Consider the following 23,346-nt stretch of genomic DNA (forward strand, 5'->3'; position numbering starts at 1 on the left):
CCCCGCGACACCAAACAAAGCGACAAACTGCAGGCACGCGAGGAGGAGGACATCCAACGCGGCCGCGAACTCCGCGAGCAACACCGCGACGCCAATAAAGACCAGCCCGCACTGCATGACCCGGGCGCTCCACCCAGCGGTGCCAGCAAAATGGACCGCAACTGATATCGATGCCCGTCTCAAGGTAGGGGGAGTCGACGGAAGCTGCCCGGGTGGGGGGACGAACTTGTGGGAGAGGCGTACGGACGCGTCTGCAGCGTTTCGTCAGGCGGTTTGGCCGGCCAGCCTTGCCGGCGCCCGCGAGCGCGCCGGCGCGGGGAACCGCAGACTCAGCTGCCCTCTCTTGCGGCGCGCCGTGAGGGCGTCCCTTCGTTTCACCATGCCAAGGCTTTTTTCTGCCGCGATTTGATAACCGACGTCTGCCCGCAGTTCGAGCAGGCTGTCCGGTATGTCTTGGACGTGGTGAAGACCGGGATGAAAAACAGGGTGAATTTTGTGGCGTGTTCTTGGAGTCGGTGATGAACGAACTGGCCGCAATACTGGCAGGTTGCTGGCCGGCCGGGCAGCTCGTTCAGGACGGTTTTGAGGCCGAAGAGGAGAAACATAGGTGGCGCCTTTCGAAGAGCGAGCAGATCACGCGTCAGGGGAGAGTCTGGCAGCGGTGGCGCTGCCTACTCGCTCATGGCCCGGAGTGCCGATAACTTCATGACTGGAAGCAGCCGGGGGAGCGTTGCTGTCTTTGCTGGTTTGCATTTGTTGATGTCATGACTGTTCATGGCGGCGCTGCACGACCTTGCCAGGCAGCGGGCCAATGAGTTGGGCGTCGAAGTGGCGTCTATATTCCGTCGGTGTGGTGGAAAAGGCACCGGCGAAGTTCTGTCGGAGGGTTACAGCGCTGCCGAAGCCGCAGTCAGCTGCAACCTGGTCTATGGACAGGTCGGTGCTTTCCAGCAGCCGCCGGGCAGCGTCGAGCCGTCGGGTGCGGATCCAGGCCGACGGCGTTGTCCCTGTTGACGTCCGGAAAGCGCGCACGAAGGTTCGACGACTCATGTGCGCCTGGGTGGCGAGACGATCGACGCTGAGGGGCTCGCTCAGGCGGCCCAGAGCCCACTCGAGCAAGCGCGCCATCGGGTCGTCTGAGGAGCGCGGCGGAACGGGGCGTTCAATGTACTGCGCCTGTCCGCCGTCCCGGTGTGGGGCGATGACCAGACTGCGGGCTACCCGGTTCGCCGCCTCCGCCCCGAGCCGGGCCCTCACCAGATGCAGGCACGCATCCAGTCCGGATGCCGTGCCGGCCGATGTCAACACGTCACCATGATCGATGTAGAGCACCGCCTTATCGAGAAAAACATCAGGGTGCCGGACAGCGAGGGAGTCGAACGCCTGCCAATGTGTGACGGCAGAACGTCCGGTAAGTAGACCAGCATCTGCTACGGGGATAGCGCCAAGACAGAGACCCAGGATAGTCACGCCCCGCTGGTGCGCCTGCTGAAGGACCCTGCGTAGGGATTCGCCGGGAGCGCGGCCGTCGTCGAACCATGAGGGCACCACGACGATGTCTGCCTCTTCCGCGGCGTTGGGGCCCTGGACACCTCCCAGTTGATAGCCCTCAGCCGTTCGAACGTGGCCCGCCTGATCGGAGAAAAGAATCGTCTTCCAATCGGCGATTCCTTGGCGCGTTACCTCGTCGAAAACCATCTGTGGAACTGCGAGGTGAAACATCGTCATGTCGTCGAAGGCATACACAGCGATGCGCATCCAGCCCCTCCTTCATATTTTGGCCCGGATCAATCGTATATGGGCATTCGTGCCACTGGTGGTCACGGCGTGGGATGCGAAGGATGGAAGGGTTGCCGTTTGGCGGCCAGCAAACCACTATCCGGGAGAACATCATGAGCACCCCTCGTCGCGCCCTTATCCTCATCGACGTCCAGCAGCAGTACTTCACTGGACCTCTTGAGATTCAGTACCCGCCGCACCAGGACTCTTTGGCGATGATCGTGCGAGCCGTGGACGCTGCGGCCGCTGCAGGCATACCCGTTGCGGCCGTACAACACAGTGCAGGCGAAGGCGCACCAGTCTTCGCGCCGGGCACACCGGAATTTGCACTTCACCCCGACATCGAACGCCGCAGAACCGATGCATGGAAGGGTGTCGTTAAGCAGTACGGCTCCGTCTATGCTGACACTGACCTCGCCGGTTGGCTGCGCCAGCATGACATCGACACCGTCACCCTCGTCGGCTACATGACCAACAACTGCATCCTGGCCTCGGCCGTTGAAGCGGAGTTCCTCGGCTTCACTACCGAAGTTCTCTCAGATGCCACGGGGGCCATCAACCTCGCCAACGACGCAGGATTCGCCGACGCAAAAACAGTGCACACCACCCTGCTCGCGCTGTTGAACTCAAACTGGGCCGCCGTCAGCACCACCGATGCCTGGGCCGATGCTCTTGAAGCCCAGGAGGCTCTGAAAAAGAGCGATCTCGGCAGCTCGGCAATAGCCGGGGCCGCACGCCTGACGCGGGTATAACCGGCTGCCTCGGCTCCTCCATTGGGGGAGCCGAGAACCCGGCATAGCCGGCCGTCAACGCCGGCAGTCGCGCCGGCGAAGACCACAGTCGGTCCGGCAAGGCGCGGGCCCCCCAGCGGAGCTCTCAGCCCAGGGAAGACAGGAGCTCCTCGCAGGCCTTTGCACAGCGGCGGCACGCTTCAGCGCAGCCCCGACAATGCTCGTGCATTCCGGCATGCTGCTCACACTCATCACCGCAGGCTTTGCATGCGATCCGGCATGTCTCAACGAGGGCCCGGGTGAGGTTTGCATCGTAGCCGGTGCGGCGGGAAAGGACGTTTCCGGTAGTGGCGCAAATGTCTGCGCAGTCCAAGTTGGTGCGGATGCACTTGGTTAACTCGGCCACCATGTCCTCGCTCAGGCAGGCATCGGCACAGGCGGTACAGGTCTGCGCGCATTCGAAACACGCAGCGATGCAGTCCGCCAGCTTCTGACGGTCAACGCCGCCGAGGTCTTTCGGATACGTTTCCAGCATTGAGGTGATATGACTCATTGGTCCGCTCCTGATCCATGCACGAGACGAGGATCCGACGGGCCGCCGGACCCTATATCGACAGTAGCCTTACTACTCTGGGTTTGACCACCCTGAAAAGGCGACCGGGAAGTTCGCCCGGAAAGGTGGAAAACGCCCGGAAGTTGCCGTGGAACACAACCTGGGGCTCACGTGCGATCCAACCATGTAAGTCTGGACCACGCCATTGGAACGATGCGTCAGCCAGGGGTCGATACAACTGCTTTGCATGGCATTGCCCGTTGCCGTTCAAAAAGGCCTCACGCGTCGAAGTGCGTCCGGACGCCTGCACCACCTTGTCCACCTGCTCTTCGGGGTGGCAGGCCTCTTGATGGCCCGCACGCCGCCCCGTCCAGGAACTTCCTCCTCTACGGTGGCATCGTCTACCTCGTGCTGTGGGCTCTTTGGTCACTTCGTTGGTGATGACAGCCCGGCGAACTTTGTCCCGGTCAACAACGCGGACAACTGGCTCCATCTGGTTCTGGGCCTGGGCATGATCGTGCAGGCACTGCTGCTTTCCCGAAGCACGGACAGGAGCCAGTCCCCGACCCGTTAGTGGCCACTGGATCGGGCAACAACGCCCGAGTCTTGCCGACGCTGCCTGCTCATGGCAACGGACCGGGGTGCGGTTACACGGGTGCCTGACGGTTCAGTCCAAGACCGGCAGCTTGGCGGTGGTGGGGCCCTGCAGGACGTCGCCGGAGGGTGTGAAGCGGGATCCGTGCAGCGGGCAGTCCCACGTGTGTTCGGCGTCGTTCCAGCTCAAAATTCCGCGCAGGTGGGTGCACACCGCCGACACCCGGCAGGTGACGCCGTCGACAGTGGAGACCGCGACGGGATTGCGGCCGTGCCTGACGATAATTCCTGCACCTTCGGCGGGGACCGTGTTTGTTGCGTTGTCAGGAGCGGCCGTTTCGGCTTTCGCCCATCCTTCGGCCATGGTTTTAACGGTGTCGGCGTTGAGTCCCACTGCGGAGGCGGCCCCGGCGGGTGACGTGACCCTATGGTGGATGGTATCGGCCCAGGGCAGTTGGCCGCCCAAGATGTCGGCGGTGATGGCCAGTGATGCTGCGATGCCGTTACTCATGCCCCATTTGTTGTAGCCCGTGGCGAAGAGAATCTTGCCTCCGCCGCGCGGCAGTTTGCCGAAGAAGGGCATGAGATTGGTGGCCTGGTAGTCCTCTCCCGACCAGGTATGGGTCGCTTCCGCCCCGGGGAAGTGCCGAAGCGTCCAGTCCAGCAGTTCATCCAGCCGGGCCTTGGGGGAGCGTTCCCTGCCGACGTGGTGTCCGTTGCCGCCCGCGATGAGGATTTCCCCGGTGTCGCTTGGGTACGTGCGGAGCGAGCGGCCGGGCGTCTCAGCGGACAGATACATGCCGGACGGGACGGTAGTCGAGGCCGGCACCCGGAACGCCGCGGCGTAGGACTGGGAGGCTCTCAGCTTGGCGAAGTACAGCCCGCGGTCCAGGATGGGGGCGCCCGTGGCCAGCACGACATGCCCGGCGTGAACGTCGCCGGAGTCGGTCCTGAGGGAGAGGGTCTTACCGTTGGTAACATTTCGGACCCGCACCCCTTCAACAAGAATCCCGCCATGGGCGCGAAAGTCCGCCGCGAGGCTCTCGAGGACGTCCATCGGGTTGAACTGGGCTTGGTCCGGGAGGCGGATGGCGCCGCGGGTGGCGAAAGGGAGCCCGGGATCTTTCACTTCTTCGACGGCCAGGCCCGCTGCACTGCTGACCGCAAGTTCCGACCGGATGCGGTCCGCCCCTTTATCGGATACCGCAAAGGTGTAAGCATCCCGGCGCTGGAAAGGGACCGCGTTGTCCTGGAGATGCCGGAGCAGCCAGGCCTGGCCTTCCCGGTTGGCTTCGACGTAGGCGTTAACGACCTTCTGCGGGTACTGCCGGCGCAGGCCTGACAGCACCGTGCCCTGAAGAAGGCTCAGCTTCGCGGTCGTGTTGCCGGTGGTCCCTGCCCCCACCGAATGGGCCTCCAGGACTGCCACCGTCATGCCGGACCTCGCGAGAAGGGTGGCGGTTGCCAGGCCGGTGATCCCGGCCCCGACGACGACGGCATCGTAGGTGGATCCCGGCGAGAAATCATCGACCGGAATCGCCCGGTCTCCGTCCAGCCAGAGTGACGTCATGACAACACTTCCTGTCCCTTGGGCGGAGTCATCAGGCGGTTTATGATCTCCGCGATCGGGAGAATCTGCTGCCGGTATTCGCGGCAGAGAATTTCCTGGACTGCGGCAGCAGCCTTTGGGTTCTCCGACGCCGTCGCCTCGGCGGCGTAGATGACGCGGAGGTTGTGGCCGAACGCATCCGCCGCTGTCTGTGCGATGCAGTTGTGCGTGGAGACCCCGGCGAGCACTATCGTGTCGACGTTCCAGTTCCGCAGCCGGAGCAGCAGATCCGTTCCCAGGAACGCACTGTCCCGGGTCTTCACCATCTGAGGCAGGCCTTTGACCGCGAGCCCGGGGACAAATTGAGCCTGGGCCGTGGCCCGGAAAATGAACCCCTGATCGTCCTCCAGCATGTTCAGGGTCCAGGTCGATTTGTCCTCTTCGTGCTCGGTTTTCACCAGCAGGACTTTCGTGGCCCTTTCCTGCGCTGCAGCGATCAGTTCATTGCAAGCAATGGTTACGCCCTCCCGGCAGTTGCTGAGGACCGGATCCTCGAAGAAGGCATTCTGCATGTCAATGATCAGTACCGCGATCATGGGCGTTCCCCCCTTCGTGGCCCTCCACGCCAGCAACGGGATCAGTACTACTGTCGGCTGGCGAGTGCGCCATTCGCATTCCTTCACGCAGTCTGATGCGGGCGCCGGGGACCCCTATAAGCGTTGCCTGACCGCCTCCTTCGGCTTCCAGATTCAGGTGCACGAGCCGATGCCGGCGCTCTTGAGCCAGAACGGTGAAGTGGGAACCGGCGAGTGTCAGGACTTGCCCCTCCCGGACTTCACGGAGGCTGTGCTTGAGAAACCAATCGTGGCCCGCGGTTTTCTTGCTCATGAGTCCGACCCCCTTTTTCGTGCTGCTGCCGGTGAGTATCCGCATTCACCGCGCAGGGCTACCCAGAGGTGCCCGCGCCGTTTCCACCTGCCGGCCCCTCTGGACCGGGGAACAACGTGTGCCCGGAGGGTCGTTTGGCGTGTGGCACTCATCAGTATGCTTACTATATGCCTGTCTGCATACCTGTGCCAGAGGCCTCCGCAACTCCCCATGACAGGGGGATGTGAATGGCAGATACGTGATGGCGAAGGCCGGCCTGGTCCCGTCCCTAGGCCAGGACAAGAAGGCCGGTTTGCTGGACCGGTTCTGACGCACCGGGTGACGATCCGGTTTAACGGCGTGGGCAACAGGAGCCCGGAACTGGAATAGTCACCGAGGCGGAGGTTCTTAGGAGCATCACAGGTGCTGAAAAGCCCCTTTGGTCGCCGGGGCTTTCACTCCTCGAAGTGAGCAACTGCCTCGTGTGGGCCCGCAAGGCGTTCCACGATTGATTGCGCCACGTCGTGAAGCTTCTGGTTCCGCTCGTTGGAAGACGCCCAGGGCGCCGCGGACGTCGGCGGCAGCGAGCGCACTGCGATACTCGGGCCAGCGGGGGTCTGACTGGACATCGCCGAGCAGGACTGGAACACCACTGTCCAACGCATCGACACAGGGGCCGTCCCCCAGCGCCTGTTCGATTCTGTCCAGGACCACGGCCCTGTCGCTGCTGCCGCCGATTGTGGCCGTGCGTTTGCGCATGCGCAAGGTCACGGCACATTCAATGGGTGCCTTTGTAGCCTTGGACATCATCTCGGCTGCGAAGACTGTCAAGCCTCCGAGGACAGATTTGATGTCCTCTGTGTCGGCGATCAGGTCGACCAACTGTTCAAAGTCATCTACCAACTCGTCGGACACCATGTCTCAATGTAGAAGGGGGCCGTCACGACCACAACCATGTCAGGCAAAGCTGGAACATTTCGGGACACCCCGGCTGACCCCCGCACCTTGCCTTGCTCTATTTCTTGTTATCCGGACGTCGGCCGGCTCCTGGGCGCGAGCGGAGGCGAGGCCGGGCGCCCACCGCCCGCACCCATCCCCTCCAACACTTCAATCAACGACTCAAGGGAAGACCGTCGAGGCGTCCACCCAAGGAGCTCCCGCGCCCGCACAGTATCCATGATGGGGGCGCCGGCGGCCATGTCGATCCATCCTCCGTCCGTGGCCTGCAACCGCAAGCGCCAGCTGATTTCGACGACGGCGCGCAGCACCGGAAGCGGTAACGGCAGCAGCCGCCGGGTGTTGAACACCCAACCCAGTGCATTCGGATCGAGAACAGGCTCGGCCGCGATGTTGAACGCGCCTTCAGCCCGCCTCGCCAGCACGCGCCAATAGGCGTCCGCGACGTCGTCGGCGTGTACGGCCTGGAAGATCAGCTCCTTCGGAACGGCCAGCAGGGGCAACCGCGGTTTGCGGGGGACGAGCCGTGCCAGGGCACGGCCCAGGAAGTAGCGGCCCACCTCGCTGCCGGCCTCGGCGCTGAAAGTTAATGCAGGCCGCAGCCGTGCCAGGGCGACCTCGGGATTCTCCCTGGCGAAGGCGTCCAACAGCCTTTCCTGCGTGGCCTTGTCCTCGCTGTAATGGGATCCCTCGATCCCGCCTGCAGGCCAGCTCTCGTTGGTCCGCCGGTTCTTGGGCGCGGGGGAGTATGCGCCCACGGACGAAGCGCACACAACATGTCCGACTCCCGCCGCCCGGACGGCTGCGAGAACGTGCGCCGTTCCGGTCACGTTCGCCTGCCGGAGGAGCTCCCGATCATGGTTGGGCTGGATCAGCCAGGCTAGATGCACCACGGCGTCAGCGCCCGCGAAGGCCTCTGCCAATGCCGCCTGGGCAGACGGTGCGCCAACGTCTGCATGGTGCCACTCCACGCCGCGGTACGGGAACACATCCCGATCGGGCTCGCGGCGGGCAACGCCGACAATGTCGAGTTCGGCCCGCCCGTCCGTGCGGGCCTCGTGGAGCCGCTTCAAGAGAGCGGAGCCCACATGGCCGGTCGCTCCGGTAATCACAATGCGCAATGGTTTCTCCTCAGTGAAATTCGATGACTGGGATGCGCGTGAGAGCCCCTCTCCAAGACGGACTTCTGGGCGCGAATATCAGGGGCTCGGATCCTTGCCGGCACCCCTCCGGTGAAGGGCCATGCCTCCTCCGATGAGGAGCAACCCGAAGACGAGGAACGCGGCGTCCCACATCCACGGACCCCCAAGATCGTCCCGCACGTGGTGAATCTGCAGGAGATGATGATTGACCAGCCCCTCCACAACGTTGAACAGCCCCCACCCCGCCAGCACCAGGCCGAAGTGAAAAGTCCAGCTGGGAGCCCGCCGTCCTTTCCGCCATGAGGCAATAGCCGCAGTCGATCCCGCCAAGACGAGCAGCCACGTACCCACGTGAAAGAAGCCGTCCGCCAGGGTGTTAACTTCCAGCCCTTCAACGGTCCCGACGGGAAAAGCCTCCACGTGGCTGACCATGTGGTGCCATTGCAGGATCTGGTGAAGGACGATCCCATCAACGAAGCCACCCAGTCCCAATCCGAGCAGAAGCCCGGCGGTCCTCGACGGCGCTTGGGAGGACGCTGGTACTGCGTGAACGTTCATCGATCAGAGCCTTCCTGACATTAGGGTGGGACGTGGCCGTGATTTAAGTGTTGGCAGAGCTGCCGGGTCCGGTCTCCGCCGGCTTTCTGGACCTCGCCGGCGAAGCTCCTCCATCCGCGCTGGATTCGCCGCCTTCTCAGGGTTGTTCCTGGACGACCCTGATGGTCTTGAACGAGGAGTCGGCGGGGTCGGGCAGGACCATGCCGGCTTCCTTGCCGGAGACGAGGTACTCGAGAACCGCGGCATTGATGCGTTCCCCGGGAAGAATGGCAGGCACGCCGGGCGGGTACGGAGTGATCTGTTCGGCGGCGGTGCGCCCGGCGGCCTCCTCGACGGGCACCACTTCGACGGCGCTGGAACTCGTGCAAGGGTTCTGCGCGGTCCGCCGGGTTCAAACCTGTGAATCCAGGGAAACTAGTGAATGGCATATTGGCTTTATCCGCTCCGGGAGGGCGGAGTCGCTGCCCGGCTTGGGGAATGGGCCGCGATGTTTTCTTCGTTCTGAGCATTTTTGCTGGTGCGGATCCGCTCCACGACAGCTGTGGTGGACTGTTCAGGAACATAGTCGAGGATGGCAACGCGTCCTCCGTAGCCTTCAACAACGGATGTTTCTGCCAGCATCTCAGGGCTGTAATCGCCCCCTTTGGCGTAGATCTCAGGACGGATCTTCTGGATCAGTGGAATCGGCGTAGCCGTTCCAAACACAGTCACGTAGTCGACGCAGCTGAGCGCGGCAACGACGGCGGCCCGGTCCCTGATGGTGTTGATGGGGCGTCCCGGACCTTTGAGCCGATGAACGGAATCGTCGCTGTTGAGCGCCACTACTAAGACGTCGCCGAGTTGTTTGGCCTGGTTAAGGTATCGGGTATGGCCGCGGTGCAGAACGTCGAAGCAGCCGTTAGTGAGAACGATCTGTCGCCCCTCCGCTCGGTGCCGGGTGATATGCGTGAGGAGCTCGTCGGCGTCGACGGTGCTGTCTGTGAAGCTGCCCAGATGGTGGCTGAGGTCCGCTGTGCTGCACACGGACGTCCCGGGTCGGTGAACGGCGATATCTGCCGCGGCCTGGGCGAGGTCCATACAGGTCGTCAGCGGTAGCGACGCGGTTCGGGCCAGCGTTAATGCGGCGACGAACGTATCACCGGCCCCCGAAGCCTGCTTTTCCTGAACGGGCCGCGCCCAAGTACGGTGAAAATCCCCGGACCTGGGCAGCAACACGGTGCCCTCCCTGTCCAGGGTGACAACGACGGCATCCGCTCCGGCTGCCTGGAGCAGGGCGTCGCGGTGGGCGACCATGACCGCCGCCCTGTCGGATCGCGGGTCGAGTTTCAGGCCGAGCATATCGGCCGCTTCCCGGGCGTTGGGAGTCGCGAGATCGGGTTGCAGCTCCGCCCAGGCGCTCGGCTGGTGGGCATCCACAACCGCTAAGATTTCCGGGCGAGCCCGAAGTCCGTCCAGGAGCTTTTCCCGCGCCGCGCCCCTGAGGGCTCCTGCGCCGTAGTCGCAGACCACGACTGCTTCGCGATCCCGCAGCACCTGCGGGATGACCACTGCCAGTGCGGACAGAGCCTCTTCTGGCAACTCCCGCTGAACATCGTCAAGCCGTAAGAGCACCTGACCGCTGCTGGTGATTCGTGTTTTGGTGGTGGTCCTCGCGCCGGGCAGCTGAACGACGCCGGTGGTGTCCACTCCTGCTTCGCGCAATTGGCGCAACAGCTCATCGGCGGCTTCGTCGCGCCCGGCGAGTCCGGCAAGGCCTACTTTGGCACCGAGCGCGGCGAGATTCATGGCCGTGTTGGCCGCCCCGCCCGGAGCGAACCTCCGCTCCTGGATTTCCACAACGGGGGCCGGAGCTTCCCGGCAAAGCCTTTCGATGGAACCGGACCACCAACCGTCGAGCATGACATCGCCGATGACCGCAATCGACGGTTGGACCGAAGCCAGCCACCGGGGCAACCATTCGGTCAGCCCCCGCTGCTCAGCAGTATTGTGTTCTCCGACGGCGTCTGCACCGGGATGCTGTGGTCCGTTCGTCGCTGACATATGCTTCCTTCCCAGTGGAGGGCCACGCAGTGAGTGGGGGCGGAGACCGCTGCGCCTTGCCGGCAGATGAGGCTCCTACATACTCCAGTACCCCGTCAGAGGCGCATTCACACCCCTTTCCCCAGGGCAATCGCGTCTCCGGGTACTCCCGCCCCAACTGGGCTCCTCCGCGCTCGACGACTGCGGGGCCGCTAGCCAAACCACAGAACCGGGACTTAGTGTGGGCCCACCACTGGAACAGCGGACGGACAGGACTGCGTTGTGGAAGACCTCGCGCCGGAATTCGGAGGGGCCGGTATCACCGGCTGGGGAGTCGGTCCTGTTCTTGAGAAGTTTTCGGATGTCGCCCGCATCGCAGTACTGCGGGGCGGGGGACTGGGCGACCTTCTGTTTGCCCTGCCCGCAGTCTCCGCCCTTGCGGCAGCCTACCCCGGGGCAACCGTTACGCTCCTCGGAACGCCCGGCCACGCCGAGCTTCTCGGTAACACCCCTAGCCCGGTACACGACGTGCGGATCCTGCCAAAAGCGGAGGGGGTCAGGCCGGGACCCGAGGACCCGGCAGCGACCGCGGCCTTCTTCCTGTCCGCGCAGCGGGAGAAATTTGACCTGGCGGTCCAACTGCACGGTGGGGGACGATTTTCGAATCCTTTCCTGCTGCGGCTGGGGGCACGTCACACGGTGGGCTCGCGGACAGCGGATGCCGCGCCGTTGGAGCGCAGCCTCCCGTACACCTATTACCAGCACGAGCCGCTTCGCGGCCTGGAAGTGGCGGGGCTGGCCGGAGCTTTGCCGGTCGGGCTCGAAGCCCGCCTTGAGGTGTCGGACCAGAGCGCGGTCCAGGTCCTCGACCTGCTTCAACGCCGCGATGACAGTCCGGCGACCCCCGTTGTAGCCATCCATCCGGGGGCCACTGATCCCCGACGCCGCTGGCCGGCTGAACGTTTCGGTGAGGTCGCGGCGGCGTGCGCCGCCGATGGTTGCCGCGTGTTGGTCATCGGTAGCGCGGACGAGCGGAAACTGGCGGGCGAGGTGGTGGAGGCCGCCGGGTCGGACGGGGTGGTTTCCGTGGCCGGCAGGGTCGGACTTGGAATCCTGCCGGCGCTGCTGGGCGCATGCAACGTGCTCCTGGGCAATGACAGCGGACCCCGGCACCTGGCCCAGGCCCTTGGAGTTCCGACAGTCGGCCTGTACTGGGTGGGAAACCTCATCAACGCCGGTCCACTTGGCCGCAGCGTGCACCGTGTCCATCTTTCCTGGGCAACCCGGTGCCCCGAATGCGCCGCTGACATCACGCAGGTGGGGTGGACGGCTGCCCGCTGCGCGCACGATTCGTCCCTCTTGGCGGGGATCAGCACGACGGATGTCTACCGGGACGTGCGGCTGTTCACGGCCAGGAGTCCTCTTGCGCGTGGCAGATGAGCAGCTCGCGGACCTCGCAGCCGGGAGGCTGTGAGAGCGCGAAGATCACGGCCTGCGCCACCCTGGCAGGATCGTTCAGGCGTGAGTCGTCCCGGGGTTTGTACTGCTCGGGCCGGTCATCGAAGAACCGTGTCTTCATGCCGCCCGGGATCAGCGTTGTCACTCCGATCTCCGCGACGGTCTCCGCGGCAAGGGCCTGGCTGAACCCGATGACGCCGAACTTGGACGCACAGTACGCTGAGGCCTCGGGCAACGCCCGTTTGCCCAGTGTCGAGGCCACAGTGACCACGCGCCCGCCGGAGGACTTGAGGTAAGGCAAGGCCGCCCGCACAACGGAGACTGTTCCGAGGAGATTGACAAAAATGACCTGCTCCCAGTCCTCGGCGGGGACGTCCTCGAGCTTTCCGCACCGGTCGATTCCGGCCGCTGTAACCACGCCGTCCAGACCGCCCAGGGCCTCCGCTGCCTGCGTGACGGCGGCCGTCACCGCTGCCCGGTCCGCGACGTCGACTTCGATCGCCTTCGCCGCGGACACGCTTCGGACATCGCGATCGAGCACGAACGGCATGCCGCCGGCTTCGAGGACGGCTTCGACGACGGCGGCGCCGAGTCCGGATCCGCCTCCGCTCACCAAGACCCTGCCGGCACCGGAGAGGACGGGTGACGTGACTCTTTTCATGATGTTCCTTTCTTTGTGCCGGCCACTGTCCGGCCGGATGACGTGGCAGGCCGGTTCGGGTCGGTCCGCCAAAGCTGTTCAGCCCACCCGGGCCAGTGCCGCCGCGAGGCGGGTCGTGGAGCGCGCCGGGTGGTAGGGCACCACCAGGCAGCGGCCGCCCCAGCTCTCCATCAGCGCGGTTTCGGGCAGTTGGGTGAGGTCGTAGTCGCCGCCCTTTACCCAGAGGTCCGGGCGCAGCAGGTCAAGGGCCATTTCCGGGGTGTCCTCGTCGAAGACCAGGACCGCGTCCACGCACTCGAGGGACAGCAGCAGTTCCGTCCTGTCCTGTTGGCCGATGATGGGACGGGAGGCCCCCTTGATGCGGCGGGCGGAGGCGTCTGAGTTCAGGCAGACGATGAGGCAGTCTCCCAGGCGCCTTGCAGCTGCAAGAGTGCGGGCGTGCCCGGCGTGCAGGAGATCGAAGCACCCTCCGGTCGCCACCACGGTGCCGCCGGCTGCCCTTACGCTGCGGACCACCGCCAGGGCGTCAGCTCCTTTCCGCGGAAGCGGCGGTGGTGGAGGCGCGGATGGAAGGGCGGCGACGCCGCCGGCGGCCAGGAACACGGCAGCTTCCCGGACGGCGCGGCGGCAGGACTCCTCGACGTCGCCTCCGGCCATGAGATGGGCGGCGAGGCTCCCAGCGAGCCTGTCGCCGGCACCGCAGGCATCCGTGACGGCGGTGGGAGGGGCGGGGAACTGGACAGGTGTCGGGGATGAAGCGCGCACCAGAGTCGCACCGTGACCGCCCTGCGTGACCAGGACTGCGTTGCTCTTCCAACGGCTCAGCAGCGTTGCCGCGATTTCAGGCACACCGTGCGGCGGGCCCGGCGACCCGGCCGTGACGGCTGCCGCGGCGGCGCGGGCCTCAGAAAGGTTGGGCGTCACAACCGCGACGCCGGGGACGGGACCGGCCCCGGCCGGGTGCGGGTCCCAGATGACGGGAATGCTCCGGGCGAGGCGCGCGATCATGGCGCGAAGGGCAGGGTGCGACGTCAGGCCCCGGCCGTAATCCGCCACAATCAGTGCTCCGGCACCCTCCACCGCTTCCAGCATGTCCGGCGTTACGTCGGGCGCTGGACGGACCTGGCATCCTTCATCAAATCTGGCCACCGGGTGTCCGTCTGACCGGAGCCGGGTCTTGACCGGGGTGGGTGCCCCCGAGCGCCCTGCCACCACGGTGATGCCCGTCAGCTCCTCGAGGAGGCGGCGGCCAGGGTCGTCGCTGCCAAGTGCGGTCACGAGGCAGACCTGGTGTCCGTCACCCGCCAGCATCCGGGCCACCAGGCCGGCGCCCCCGGCTCTTCCCCGGACATGTGAGACGTCGACGACCGGGACGGGGGCGTCCGGGCAGAGCCGGGTGGCTGTGCCATCCAGGTCAACGTCGAGCAACACATCACCGACAACGACGATTTTCATGGCCGGGCCCCCTGCCGCGCTCCCCGGAGGCCATGGCGATCGACCTCGGCGTCGAAAGCACGGCAGATGGCATGCACGGCAATCAGATGGCACTCCTGGGCGTTGGCGGCGGGCCCCTCGACGGCGATCGTTTCGTCGCAGCTGAGGGACAGCGGGTTCGGACCCCGTCCGGTCAGGGCCCAGGTGGTGACGCCCATCCGGGCCGCAGTTTTGGCGGCCCGCAGAAGATTGGGGCTCTTGCCGCTGGTGGACAGCAACAACAGGATGTCCCGGGGGCGGCCGTGCGCCCGGACCTGCCGCGCATAGAGTTCCTCAAACCCATAATCGTTGGCGATGGCTGTCACTGCTGAAGTGTCGGCGTGCAGGGAAATGGCGGAAAACGGAGCCCTTTCACCGTCGAAACGCCCCACGAGCTCGGCCGTAAGGTGTTGAGCCTCTGCCGCGGAACCTCCGTTCCCGGCGGCGAGCAGGCGGTTACCGGCCAGCAGGCGGCGGGCGAGTTCCTCGCCCCAGGCAGCCAGTTGTGGGGACTGGGCGCGCAGAGATTCCAGGGCTGGCACGAAATTGCGGAGGTGGGCCTCGACGGCGCCTGCGGGGTCCCGAGGGGACCACCCGGCGACGCCTTCGCCGGTGCCTGTCTCCTTCCCGGACCGCCGCGCGAAAGGTGCCGGGAGCGGCACGTCGGCAAGGGGCAATTCGGTGCTCACAGCGCTGCTCCTTCCACGGGGTAGAGCTGGTCGCGGGTCTCATGCCGCCTCCCGGCGGCGGTTCCGGTGAGTGTCTGCAGATATGCCTTCTCGGTCTCGGCGGCGACCCTGTCCCAGCTGTAGCGGGACCGGGCACGCTGCTGGCCGGCGCGGCCCAAAGATTGGCGCAGCCCCTGGTCGGCCAGCAGCCGGGCAAGGGCCGCGGCCGTTGCTTCCGGGTCCCGGGGCGGAATGTGCAGCCCGGTTCTCTCATCCACCACGGTGTCCCGCAGGCCGCCCACCGCTGCGGCTACCACCGGGATGCCGCACGCCATGGCTTCGAGGGGGACGATGCCGAAGGGCTCGTACCAGGGGGTGCAGACGACGGCATCAGCGCTGCGGAAGATGCCCGGCATAGCCTCGCGGGGCACCTGTCCCCGGAAGGTCACCTGCTGCCGGACGCCCAGCTCTGAGGCGATGGCCAGCAGGCGGCGGGCTTCGGAGTCTCTTTCCGTTTCTATGGCGTCCCCGCCTCCGCCGACGACGAGGAGTTCGACGTCGGGAAAGCCTGCCGCCCGGAGCAGCGGCAGAGCCCGGATGACCACGTCGACGCCCTTCCGGGGCACGAGGCGCCCGACAGAGAGGATCCGGTGGGTCCGGTCACGCCGGTCGGCCTGTCCGGCACCCGGGAAGAGGTCCAAGTCCACTCCGCACGGGGCGATCGAGATCCTCCCGGGCGGGATCCCCATCGCCTTTAGCTCGAAGACTTCGTCGGAGCAGGTGGCAATGATCCGGTCGGCGTCGCGCCCGACGGCGGGCTCCAGCCACCGTCTCTCGAACGGGCTGGTGTCCGCGCTGCCTTGATGGCGGCGCTTCACCGTCCCCAGCGCGTGGAAGGTCTGAACCACAGGGATGTGTACCCCGGCGGGCCCTTGGCGGGTCGCGTCGAGGGCTGCCAAGCCCGACATCCAGAAGTGCCCGTGGACCAGGTCCGGCCGCCGGCGCTCCCAGTCGCGTGAAATTCCACTGGCCAACTCTTCCATGAAGGGAAGGAGGTCGTCTTTGGGGACGTGGCGCGCCGGCCCGGCCTGGATGTGGACAACTTCAACCCGCGGAAAGATCCGGACCCGGCGGGGAAGGTCGTCCGCGTCCCGCCTCGTGTACACCGTGATGTGGTGCCCGCGTCTCGCCAACGCGGCCGACAGCGCTGCCACATGGACGTTCTGGCCGCCGGCGTCCACTCCGCCGAGGGCCGCCAGCGGGCTGGCGTGCTCGGAAACCATCGAAATTTTCACTGGCTCTTCCTTTCTTGGGTTGGCATGAGAAGCCGCCCGGTCCTGAACCGAGGGCCGGTCAAGTCCTCCAGCAGGGCATCCCAGGCCGCCAGGAACGCGGGCAGTCCGTAGCGGGCCAGAGCGGCTTCGCGGGCGACACCGCCGCGGCGGCGCGCCTCCTGGGGGTTGTCGATGAGTATCCGCGCGGCACGCACCAGTTCGTCCACACTGGTTGAGATCGCGCCGGCTTCCGGGGGGACCGCACGCACCGCCTCCGTGGTAGCCAAGACCACCACCGGCATGCCAAGGTGCATTGCCTCGAGCAGTGCCAGGCCCAGGGAGGTCCAACGGAAGGGATGGAGGTAGACCCGGCAGCGTGACATTTCGCGGTGCAGCTCATCCATTGGCAGGTCCCCACGGACCGTCAGCCTCGGGGCCGGGATCCCCACGGCATCTGACAGTCCGTCGCCGCCCATGCCAAAGATCCGTACGGGCGCTGCCGCGGCAAAGCGGCCCAGGAGGTCCGATCCTGCGACCCGTCCCCGCCGCACCGGCTCGTTGACGACGGCGGCCAGCTCCGGGACCTCGCCGGTGTAGGCGCGCCCGGGATCGGGGACACCGTGTTCGATCACCAGCGTCGGGGTGGTGCCGTTATCCCAGAACAACTCGTTGAAATGTGTCACGTGGACAACCGGAATGGACTGCTGGCCGGCCAGCGGGTGGACCGAGTTCGGCACGTCGCTCCGGGGAGTGTTGTGTTCCACATACGCGGCAGGCAGGTCCTTGCCGGGCGTCCGGCCCAGGGCTCGGGTCACCTCCGCCAGTTCCTCCGGCCGTTGCAGGATGACGGCATCCACGCTGTCTGCATCGAGGGCATCGAGCCGCACCTCGCGAACGGTGGAGGGCCAGGGACGGCCTGCCCGGCCCAAACCCCAGGGCCCACCCCCGGGGAGCACCGGCAGGAGGTACTCGTGGCTGCCCCGGACGAACGCATCAGTCCATGAGCCGTGCACATGCCAGAGAAGGATCCTCATGGGTGCCGGACCTTTCGGCGGGTCGACAGAGAGGGCACCCCGCTGATGAGTCGTTCCACCGCGTCCAGGAGTTGTTCCGGAGCCACGGAAGACAGGCACGGGTGCCCGGCGACAGGGCATTCCGTTGCGCGGCTGAGCCGGCAAGGTGCCGACTGGTCGCCCAGGAGTTCCAGCGGGACGCCGTAGGGTGCCCAGCGGACCGCGGGTACAACCGGGGAGAAGAGGCACGCCACCGGTGTCCCCAGCGCGGCCGCCAGGTGCGCCGGGCCGGTGTTTCCCGTGACCAGGGCCTGGGCCCCGGCGAGCACGCCGGCCAGGGTCTTCAGGTCCGTTCGTCCTCCGAGGTCCAGTGCCGAGGGGCCGGCGACCGTGGCCGTCAACCGGGTCTCGCCCCGGCCGCCGGTGACCACAACGCGGTGTCCGGCTCCTTCTAACAGTTCCACGGCCGCCGCATGGTGCAGCGGCGGCCAGGCCCGTGCCGGCGCAGCGGCCCCGGGGTGGACTGCGACGTAAGGTTCCTCCCCAACCAAGGGGCGCACATCGGGATATCCCTGCACCCGAAGCCTGCCGTCATCTCCCGGGGGCAACCGGAAGCCGGCCGCCTCAGCAATGCCCAGGGCGCGCTCCGCTTCTGGCTGGTCCTCGGGAAAATCCTCGCCGGGACGCAGCCGCACGTCCAGCAGGCTCCCGGCGTAGTCCGTGGAGGCTCCGGTGATGCGGTCCACGCCGGCCAGCCGCAACACCAGGGCCAGCGGCAAGGGGGACTGATGAAAGGACGTCAGGATGACTGCCTCGTCAACCCGCGATTGCCTGACAAAGGCCGTAAGGACCTCCAAGTGGGCCTTTTGCACGTTGGGGGCCGGCTTTACGATCCACGGACAGCTCCAGCTGTAGACCTCCGCGGTCCCGGGCAGGAGGGAAGCGGCAGCCTCCCCCTCGGGCCCGCACAACAGGATGACGTCGTTGGGGGCACCGCCGTCTCGCCTCCGCCCGAACGCCACGGCGCGGACCGCCGGGCCCGCCAGGAGGACATCGCCCATTCCGTCCAGCCTCGCGACCAGGACCCGGCTCACCGGATGTTCCTTCCGGAGGGCGCCGCCAACAGGAGGTCTACCGCGGAAAGGAGGTCCGCAGCCACCTCCGGCGCAGCTTCAACTTCTGCCGGCAGGGTCAGGGGCGTTGGAACCATAACGCCCCGGGCTCCTGCCGCGTGGGCGGCCTCAACATCGCTGCCGATGTCACCGATATAGACCGCTTCGGCCGGCGAAATTCCCAGCCGCCTGCAGGCCCGGTGGATCAACTCTGGCGCCGGCTTTCGGCAGCCGCAGCCGTCCTCGGGGCTGTGCGGACAAATTTCCCATACATTGAACGGTCCCAGCAGCTGCTCAATCCGGGAGTTCACAGCCGTCACCTGCCCGAACGTCAGCAAGCCCCGGCCGACCCCGGACTGGTTGCTCACCACACCTGTGGCTATGCCGCAGGACCTGAGGCGTTCCAGCACCTCCCTGGCTTGCGGCATGGGCCGGACGCGGTCAGGATCCCCGTTGTAGGGCACGTCGCGGATAAGGGTCCCGTCCCGGTCGAAGAGGACTGCCCTCAGGGACAGCCCATCACAAGGTTCCATAACTGCCCCGTTCCCCGATGACGCCCCGGCTAAACACCCCCACGGGTTCGCCCCGGGACTAAACTCCGGAATCAGAGCCAAGGAAAGGGGGCCGCGATGGGCGGATTTCAGGATGACGGCAGACCGGTGCTGCTGGGCCTGCGGGCGCTCAAGCTCGGCGACCTCCTCGTGGCCGTGCCGGCCCTCCGCGCGCTGCGTCGCGCCTACCCGGAGCACCGACTGCTCTATGCCGCGCAGGGCTGGCTCGACGAGGCGCTCGCGTTGGTCGGCGGCTATGAACTGCTGCCGACCCACGGGTTGGACGAGCCCCTTTCCCTGCGACCCGGGACTGTGGACGTAGCCGTCAACCTTCACGGCCGCGGGCCCGAAAGCCAGGGCCGCGTCGAGGCCCTCCGGGCAAACCGGACCATCTCACACCGTTCCGGCCAGGCGTCGGGGCCGCCCTGGCTCGAGGGCATCCATGAGCGGGAGCGCTGGACGCGGCTGTTAAAGTGGCACGGAATCGACGCCGACCCGCTGGACTTGTCCCTCGCCCCGCCAGGCCTACCAACACACCTGCCGGGGGCTACCGTCATCCACGTCGGCGCTGCCTACGGCAGCCGGTTATGGCCTTCGGAGCGTTTCGCCGCCGTCGCCGCTGAGCTGCAGCAGACCGGACACAGCATCGTGTTCTCGGGCGGATCAGCAGATCGACCCCGCGCGCTGGGTGTTGCATTGCAATCGGGAACTGGTGAAGGTTCGGTCATCGCCGGGAGGCAATCGCTGGGGCAGTTTGCGGCGCTCATAGCGGCGGCGCGCCTGGTGATCACCGCCGACACGGGAGCGGCACACCTGGCGTCCGCCTTCGGCCGCCCCTCCGTGGTGATGTTCGGGCCCGCCACGCCGGAGGAATGGGGTCCGCCGCCGGGGCCGCACATCGCGCTCACTAAGCCGGAGCTGCGCCGGGGCGACACATTCGCCCGGGAACCGGACCCGGCGCTGCTGGGCGTCTCCGTTCAGGAAGTATTGGAAGCGGTCCGCGAGCTCGGCTTGCGGTGAACCTCCACCTCGGAGAACCGCTCCTGAAGACACACGAGCACGCGCGCGAGCCGGCGGGAAATCTGCATCTGCGACACCCCGAACCGCCTGCCCAGCTCCGACTGGCTTTCCTCACAGAAATACCGGCGATACAAGAGCTCCCGATCGGGAACTGACAACTTTCCTATGGCCTCACTGAGGCAGATGAGTTCTTCCAGCCGCCCAAACGCCGGATCCTGCGCCGCCACCCCCTCCGCCGGCGGCGGACCATCGCTGTACGGATCCGCGGCATCGAGTGAATCAGGCCGCATGCTGGAGGCCGCAGCCAAAGCCTCACCGACGGCCCGGACAGGCACGCCCAACTCTCGCGCCACTTCGGCGGGCGTCGGCTTCCGGCCCAGGGACTGCGTCAATTCCGGCTCCACCCGCAGAACGTGGGCACGCAGGTCCTGAACGCCCCGCGGGGGCCGGACAACCCAGCAACGGTCCCGCAGATACCGTTTCAGCTCCCCGGTGATGGTGGGCGCCGCGTAGCCCGGAAAACTGATCCCCCTGGATTCGTCGAACCCCCGCGCCGCCTTAACCAGGCCCAAATAGGCAACCTGGACAAGGTCCTCTCTTTCACGCCCCCTGCCCGCGAAACGCGCCGCCAGCGATTGCGCCAGATCCAGATATTCCAGAACCAGCTGGTTCTGGAATGCCTCACGGAGTTGCCCGTTCCGGGACGGGGAGATTTTGGATTCAACCATGTCAGCATGTCCTTTGACCATGGGTTCCGGTAAGCCTGTGGCAAGACTTAGAAGCAGGAAAACATAAGCCTGCTTATAATTCAATACTTCTTCGTTCCCGGACGTTGGTGGCAGTACGAAGGCGCAGGTCGGGGCGCCCCCCGTCGGGCCAGAATCCGCCAAGATTCGCCGCGCCCCGGCGATTCGAACAGAAGACCCCGGTGCGGATCCGCCACACGGGCGCGCTCAGGGCCAGGCCTGGAGCGGCGTCGAATGGCCTGGATATGGCCGCTCTTCGATTCGCCGATGCCCGTGGACGCGGGTACCAATCGTGAGATCGGAGCCCCGACCGGCGAAGGCTCCGCCTGCGGTGTCTCGGTGGGGCATACCCCAACCGCGCCTCAAAGCGGAGCCCGCCCTGCACCTGACCAGCAGCGGCCCGGCCCCGGTGCTGGGTGAACCGTTCGCCCGGGAAAATCTGGTTGACAGTGGGGATTGGTGCTCCTAGATTCTTAGTGTTTAACGTGCGTTTCTGGGCTGGTCATGCTTCACATTCATGATGTTGCTGTTTCATTTGAGCGGCTAGGCCGCCAGGATGCAGGAGGCCACGATGACGAAGACACCACTGGAAGATTTCCTTAACGAGTGCGTCGCCGCAGATCCGGACGGGGACGGTCTCAGCGTGGAGGAGCTGTATGGCTTGTACCTGAGCTGGTGCGGGCTTGCGGGGTTTGCACCCGTGGGTGGCAGGGGATTCAGAGCCGGTCTGCGCGCAGCCAATGTCCGCACGGATCACGGTGGAATCAGGTGCCCGGGGCTGAGGATGACCGGCCCGGCAGCGTGCGATTATCTCATCCACCGCGAACTCCCGCTCGCCGTGCTGGAAGCACCTGCCGGACGCCCTCAACTGATCTCACACCCGGGCACCGAACGCGTCGCACCGCTTCCCGGCCGGACCGGAGGGGGAGTCCGGGGCGCCGTGCCAGCCGCCTGACGCATGGCCGGGACGGTTGGGGCTTGGACTATCGCGTTGCTTAGATTTCGTGAATGGTCAGGTTCCGGAATGTGGCAACTCCTTCGTGGGCGTAAAGGCGGATTCCGCTGTCGCCTTTAAGAGGGAATACCCGGTGCGAGTGCACCACCCGTCCGTCTCCGACGAACATCTCCACGCTGGTGAGGTCCACGAGGATGCGGATGGTGAGCCGTCCTGTCGAGGGGTCGATGGGGGTCTTGGTTTCGCCGCCGGTTGGGTTGATGGTGGGACGCCTGTTGAGATAAGCGAAGGGGCCCCGCAGGAATGCGCCGGCGGCGACATGCCTGCCGCCGCCGCCCTCTGCACGGCATACTTCAAGGCCAACGTTGGCAGGTGCGGAAGCGGGGTCCCACACGAGCTCGCAGGTCAGATCGTAAGCGGATGACCGGACGTCGAGGTCGCGGGTGCCCTTTACAACTATGTCGCCCAGGAGGTGAGTGCGCTTTACGTGATTCTCCAGCGCTGACGTGGGGGCGGAGACAAGGTGGTACTCACCGTCCGCCTGTTTGAGGCGGACGTCGCGCACGATCATGTCATCGCCGTTGTAGGCGTCCGTTTCAAGGGTCGGTGTGTTGTGGGGGTAGTCCCAGAAGTTCGCCCACCCAATTGCCCGGCGGAGCGTCTCATCCTCCGCACCCGAGGCGTCGTGATGTGGATATGTGACCGCTCCGTAAAAGTCATAGCCATAGTCGAGCCATTCGGGCTCGGGCCTGTCAGGCGTGAATGATGTTCCGTCGAAGGTGCCGGTCCAATACGCGTAGGTTGCGGGCAGGCCACGGGCTTTGCCGTTGGCACTCGTGCCAAGGATCCAGTGGGAGGTGCCATCGTCAGCAGTCATGCGGAAGATGTCAGGGCATTCCAGAAGCCCGAGATCGGTGCGAACGAACTCGCCAACGCGCCGCCAGGACCGCAGGTCGGCGGAGGTGTAGAAGCCGAGCTTCAGCCCCTCGGCGTTCGCCATGAACCACCGTCCGCGGTCAGCGTCCCAGATCACTTTGGGATCGCGGAAGTCGTGCACTCCGGGGTTCGGCAACACCGGGGCCGGACCGGCGGCCCGGAACGAGCGTCCGCGGTCTGTCGAGTACCAGAGGTACTGGGCCTGGCGGCCTTCGGGCGCCTGCGTCACAAGGGCGATCACCGCACCCTCGCCATATCCGGCGGTATTCCGCTCGTCGACCACAAGCGACCCTGACCAGCAGTCGCCGTTGTCGTCGCTGAACTTCGGGATCGCGACGCCGTGGTCAGTGAACACGACGTGATCCGTGGTCGTCGCGCGGCGCCACGACGTGCCTCCTCCGCCCCGCAGATAGTCAGCGTTGTACAGGTAGTAGTAGTGGTACTCCCCGTCTATGTAGATGGGGCGCTGAGGGTCGTTTTTCCAGTTGTCCGGGACGCTGAAGTGATAAGTCGGACGCATCCGGCGTGGTCCTTTTGACGTTGATCTGCTTGACGCTGGATCTGGTGTCCTGGCCGGTGCGGCTGCGGCGGATCCGGGGAACGCCGCCGAAAGTGCGAGCGATCCGCTGAGCGCAGCCGCCCCGCTTCCGGTGAGGAGTGATCGACGAGAGACCGCGGGTGAATCTTGCATGAGTTCCTTCTTCTTCCTGGGCAGCTCCGATGCTGCTGT

At 65.9% G+C, this 23,346-nt stretch carries 22 protein-coding genes and 1 pseudogene; 4 read left to right on the forward strand and 19 right to left on the reverse strand.

The annotated features are described in order from the left end of the window. Positions 1-374: 374 nt before the first annotated feature. On the reverse strand, positions 375-605 hold the full coding sequence (locus FS787_RS17565; RefSeq protein WP_144674530.1) for a zinc-ribbon domain-containing protein: 231 nt from the start codon (positions 603-605) through the stop codon (positions 375-377). A gap of 157 nt (positions 606-762) precedes the next feature. Then, entirely contained in the window at positions 763-1,758 is a 996-nt protein-coding gene (locus FS787_RS17570; protein WP_144674532.1) for a GlxA family transcriptional regulator, read from the reverse strand. Positions 1,759-1,841: 83 nt separating this feature from the next. Between FS787_RS17570 and FS787_RS17575 the strand changes: the two genes are divergently transcribed. Then, on the forward strand, positions 1,842-2,531 hold the full coding sequence (locus FS787_RS17575; RefSeq protein ID WP_313959667.1) for an isochorismatase family protein: 690 nt from the start codon (positions 1,842-1,844) through the stop codon (positions 2,529-2,531). A gap of 124 nt (positions 2,532-2,655) precedes the next feature. Here the strand turns inward: FS787_RS17575 and FS787_RS17580 are convergent, their stop codons facing one another. Further along, a complete protein-coding gene (locus FS787_RS17580) occupies positions 2,656-3,063 on the reverse strand; it encodes a four-helix bundle copper-binding protein (protein WP_144674534.1) in 408 nt (135 codons plus the stop codon). Positions 3,064-3,310: 247 nt separating this feature from the next. Here FS787_RS17580 and FS787_RS18300 point away from each other — a divergent pair, with 247 nt between their 5' ends. Next, positions 3,311-3,637 (forward strand): DUF4383 domain-containing protein, encoded by a 327-nt coding sequence (locus FS787_RS18300; RefSeq protein WP_144674537.1) that lies wholly within the window; start codon positions 3,311-3,313, stop codon positions 3,635-3,637. Positions 3,638-3,730: 93 nt separating this feature from the next. On the opposite strand, the gene FS787_RS17590 is transcribed toward FS787_RS18300, so the two are convergent. From FS787_RS17590 to rfaE2, 7 genes and pseudogenes are all read right to left on the reverse strand, one after another. Next, positions 3,731-5,227: an FAD-dependent oxidoreductase gene (locus FS787_RS17590; RefSeq protein ID WP_144674539.1), complete on the reverse strand. Its 1,497-nt coding sequence runs from the start codon at positions 5,225-5,227 to the stop codon at positions 3,731-3,733. Next, positions 5,224-5,802, reverse strand: a complete 579-nt coding sequence (locus FS787_RS17595; RefSeq protein WP_144674541.1) for a cysteine hydrolase family protein — start codon at positions 5,800-5,802, stop codon at positions 5,224-5,226. Before FS787_RS17595 ends, FS787_RS17590 begins: the two co-directional genes overlap by 4 nt. A gap of 688 nt (positions 5,803-6,490) precedes the next feature. Further along, positions 6,491-6,991, reverse strand: a complete 501-nt coding sequence (locus FS787_RS17600) for a GAF domain-containing protein (RefSeq protein WP_186329242.1) — start codon at positions 6,989-6,991, stop codon at positions 6,491-6,493. A 107-nt stretch (positions 6,992-7,098) separates the two neighbouring features. Beyond that, positions 7,099-8,151 (reverse strand): NAD-dependent epimerase/dehydratase family protein, encoded by a 1,053-nt coding sequence (locus FS787_RS17605; RefSeq protein ID WP_144674543.1) that lies wholly within the window; start codon positions 8,149-8,151, stop codon positions 7,099-7,101. A gap of 78 nt (positions 8,152-8,229) precedes the next feature. Beyond that, complete coding sequence (locus FS787_RS17610; protein ID WP_144674545.1) at positions 8,230-8,730, reverse strand: DUF2243 domain-containing protein; 501 nt, start codon at positions 8,728-8,730, stop codon at positions 8,230-8,232. 136 nt (positions 8,731-8,866) lie between these two features. Continuing rightward, positions 8,867-9,076: pseudogene (locus tag FS787_RS17615) on the reverse strand (ornithine decarboxylase); the annotation flags it as partial. 89 nt (positions 9,077-9,165) lie between these two features. Continuing rightward, positions 9,166-10,770 carry a D-glycero-beta-D-manno-heptose 1-phosphate adenylyltransferase gene (rfaE2, locus tag FS787_RS17620; RefSeq protein WP_144674549.1) on the reverse strand — a complete coding sequence of 535 codons (1,605 nt, stop codon included), beginning with the start codon at positions 10,768-10,770 and terminating at the stop codon, positions 9,166-9,168. 261 nt (positions 10,771-11,031) lie between these two features. Between rfaE2 and FS787_RS17625 the strand changes: the two genes are divergently transcribed. Continuing rightward, positions 11,032-12,189 carry a glycosyltransferase family 9 protein gene (locus FS787_RS17625; RefSeq protein WP_144674551.1) on the forward strand — a complete coding sequence of 386 codons (1,158 nt, stop codon included), beginning with the start codon at positions 11,032-11,034 and terminating at the stop codon, positions 12,187-12,189. Here FS787_RS17625 and FS787_RS17630 read toward each other — a convergent pair. The 7 genes from FS787_RS17630 to FS787_RS17660 all read right to left on the reverse strand — a co-directional run bounded on the left by FS787_RS17630 (position 12,155) and on the right by FS787_RS17660 (position 18,941). Next, positions 12,155-12,868 carry an SDR family oxidoreductase gene (locus FS787_RS17630; RefSeq protein WP_144674553.1) on the reverse strand — a complete coding sequence of 238 codons (714 nt, stop codon included), beginning with the start codon at positions 12,866-12,868 and terminating at the stop codon, positions 12,155-12,157. The two genes, FS787_RS17625 and FS787_RS17630, sit on opposite strands and share 35 nt — an antisense overlap. A 78-nt stretch (positions 12,869-12,946) precedes the next feature. After that, entirely contained in the window at positions 12,947-14,323 is a 1,377-nt protein-coding gene (locus FS787_RS17635; protein ID WP_144674555.1) for a PfkB family carbohydrate kinase, read from the reverse strand. Beyond that, the gene (locus FS787_RS17640) at positions 14,320-15,030 is read right to left on the reverse strand and encodes an SIS domain-containing protein (protein ID WP_260982632.1); all 711 of its coding nucleotides are present in this window, start codon (positions 15,028-15,030) and stop codon (positions 14,320-14,322) included. The genes FS787_RS17635 and FS787_RS17640 overlap by 4 nt, the downstream gene beginning before the upstream one ends. Next, positions 15,027-16,304 carry a glycosyltransferase gene (locus FS787_RS17645; RefSeq protein WP_144674557.1) on the reverse strand — a complete coding sequence of 426 codons (1,278 nt, stop codon included), beginning with the start codon at positions 16,302-16,304 and terminating at the stop codon, positions 15,027-15,029. Before FS787_RS17645 ends, FS787_RS17640 begins: the two co-directional genes overlap by 4 nt. Continuing rightward, positions 16,301-17,317, reverse strand: coding sequence for a glycosyltransferase (locus tag FS787_RS17650; RefSeq protein ID WP_144674559.1), 1,017 nt, complete (start codon positions 17,315-17,317; stop codon positions 16,301-16,303). The genes FS787_RS17645 and FS787_RS17650 overlap by 4 nt, the downstream gene beginning before the upstream one ends. After that, positions 17,314-18,390, reverse strand: coding sequence for a glycosyltransferase family 9 protein (locus tag FS787_RS17655; protein ID WP_144674561.1), 1,077 nt, complete (start codon positions 18,388-18,390; stop codon positions 17,314-17,316). Before FS787_RS17655 ends, FS787_RS17650 begins: the two co-directional genes overlap by 4 nt. Continuing rightward, entirely contained in the window at positions 18,387-18,941 is a 555-nt protein-coding gene (locus FS787_RS17660) for an HAD-IIIA family hydrolase (protein ID WP_144674598.1), read from the reverse strand. The genes FS787_RS17655 and FS787_RS17660 overlap by 4 nt, the downstream gene beginning before the upstream one ends. Before the next feature lie 96 nt (positions 18,942-19,037). Here FS787_RS17660 and FS787_RS17665 point away from each other — a divergent pair, with 96 nt between their 5' ends. Continuing rightward, positions 19,038-19,979 carry a glycosyltransferase family 9 protein gene (locus FS787_RS17665; RefSeq protein WP_144674563.1) on the forward strand — a complete coding sequence of 314 codons (942 nt, stop codon included), beginning with the start codon at positions 19,038-19,040 and terminating at the stop codon, positions 19,977-19,979. Here the strand turns inward: FS787_RS17665 and FS787_RS17670 are convergent. Together FS787_RS17670 and FS787_RS17675 are read right to left on the reverse strand one after the other, a co-directional pair. Next, entirely contained in the window at positions 19,937-20,707 is a 771-nt protein-coding gene (locus FS787_RS17670) for a sigma-70 family RNA polymerase sigma factor (RefSeq protein WP_260982633.1), read from the reverse strand. The genes FS787_RS17665 and FS787_RS17670 overlap by 43 nt on opposite strands. 1,013 nt (positions 20,708-21,720) lie before the next feature. Then, on the reverse strand, positions 21,721-23,136 hold the full coding sequence (locus FS787_RS17675) for a glycoside hydrolase family 32 protein (RefSeq protein ID WP_144674565.1): 1,416 nt from the start codon (positions 23,134-23,136) through the stop codon (positions 21,721-21,723). Positions 23,137-23,346 lie beyond the last annotated feature (210 nt).

Origin of the sequence: Arthrobacter sp. U41 (genome assembly GCF_007679325.1) — a bacterium.
Classification (GTDB): domain Bacteria; phylum Actinomycetota; class Actinomycetes; order Actinomycetales; family Micrococcaceae; genus Arthrobacter.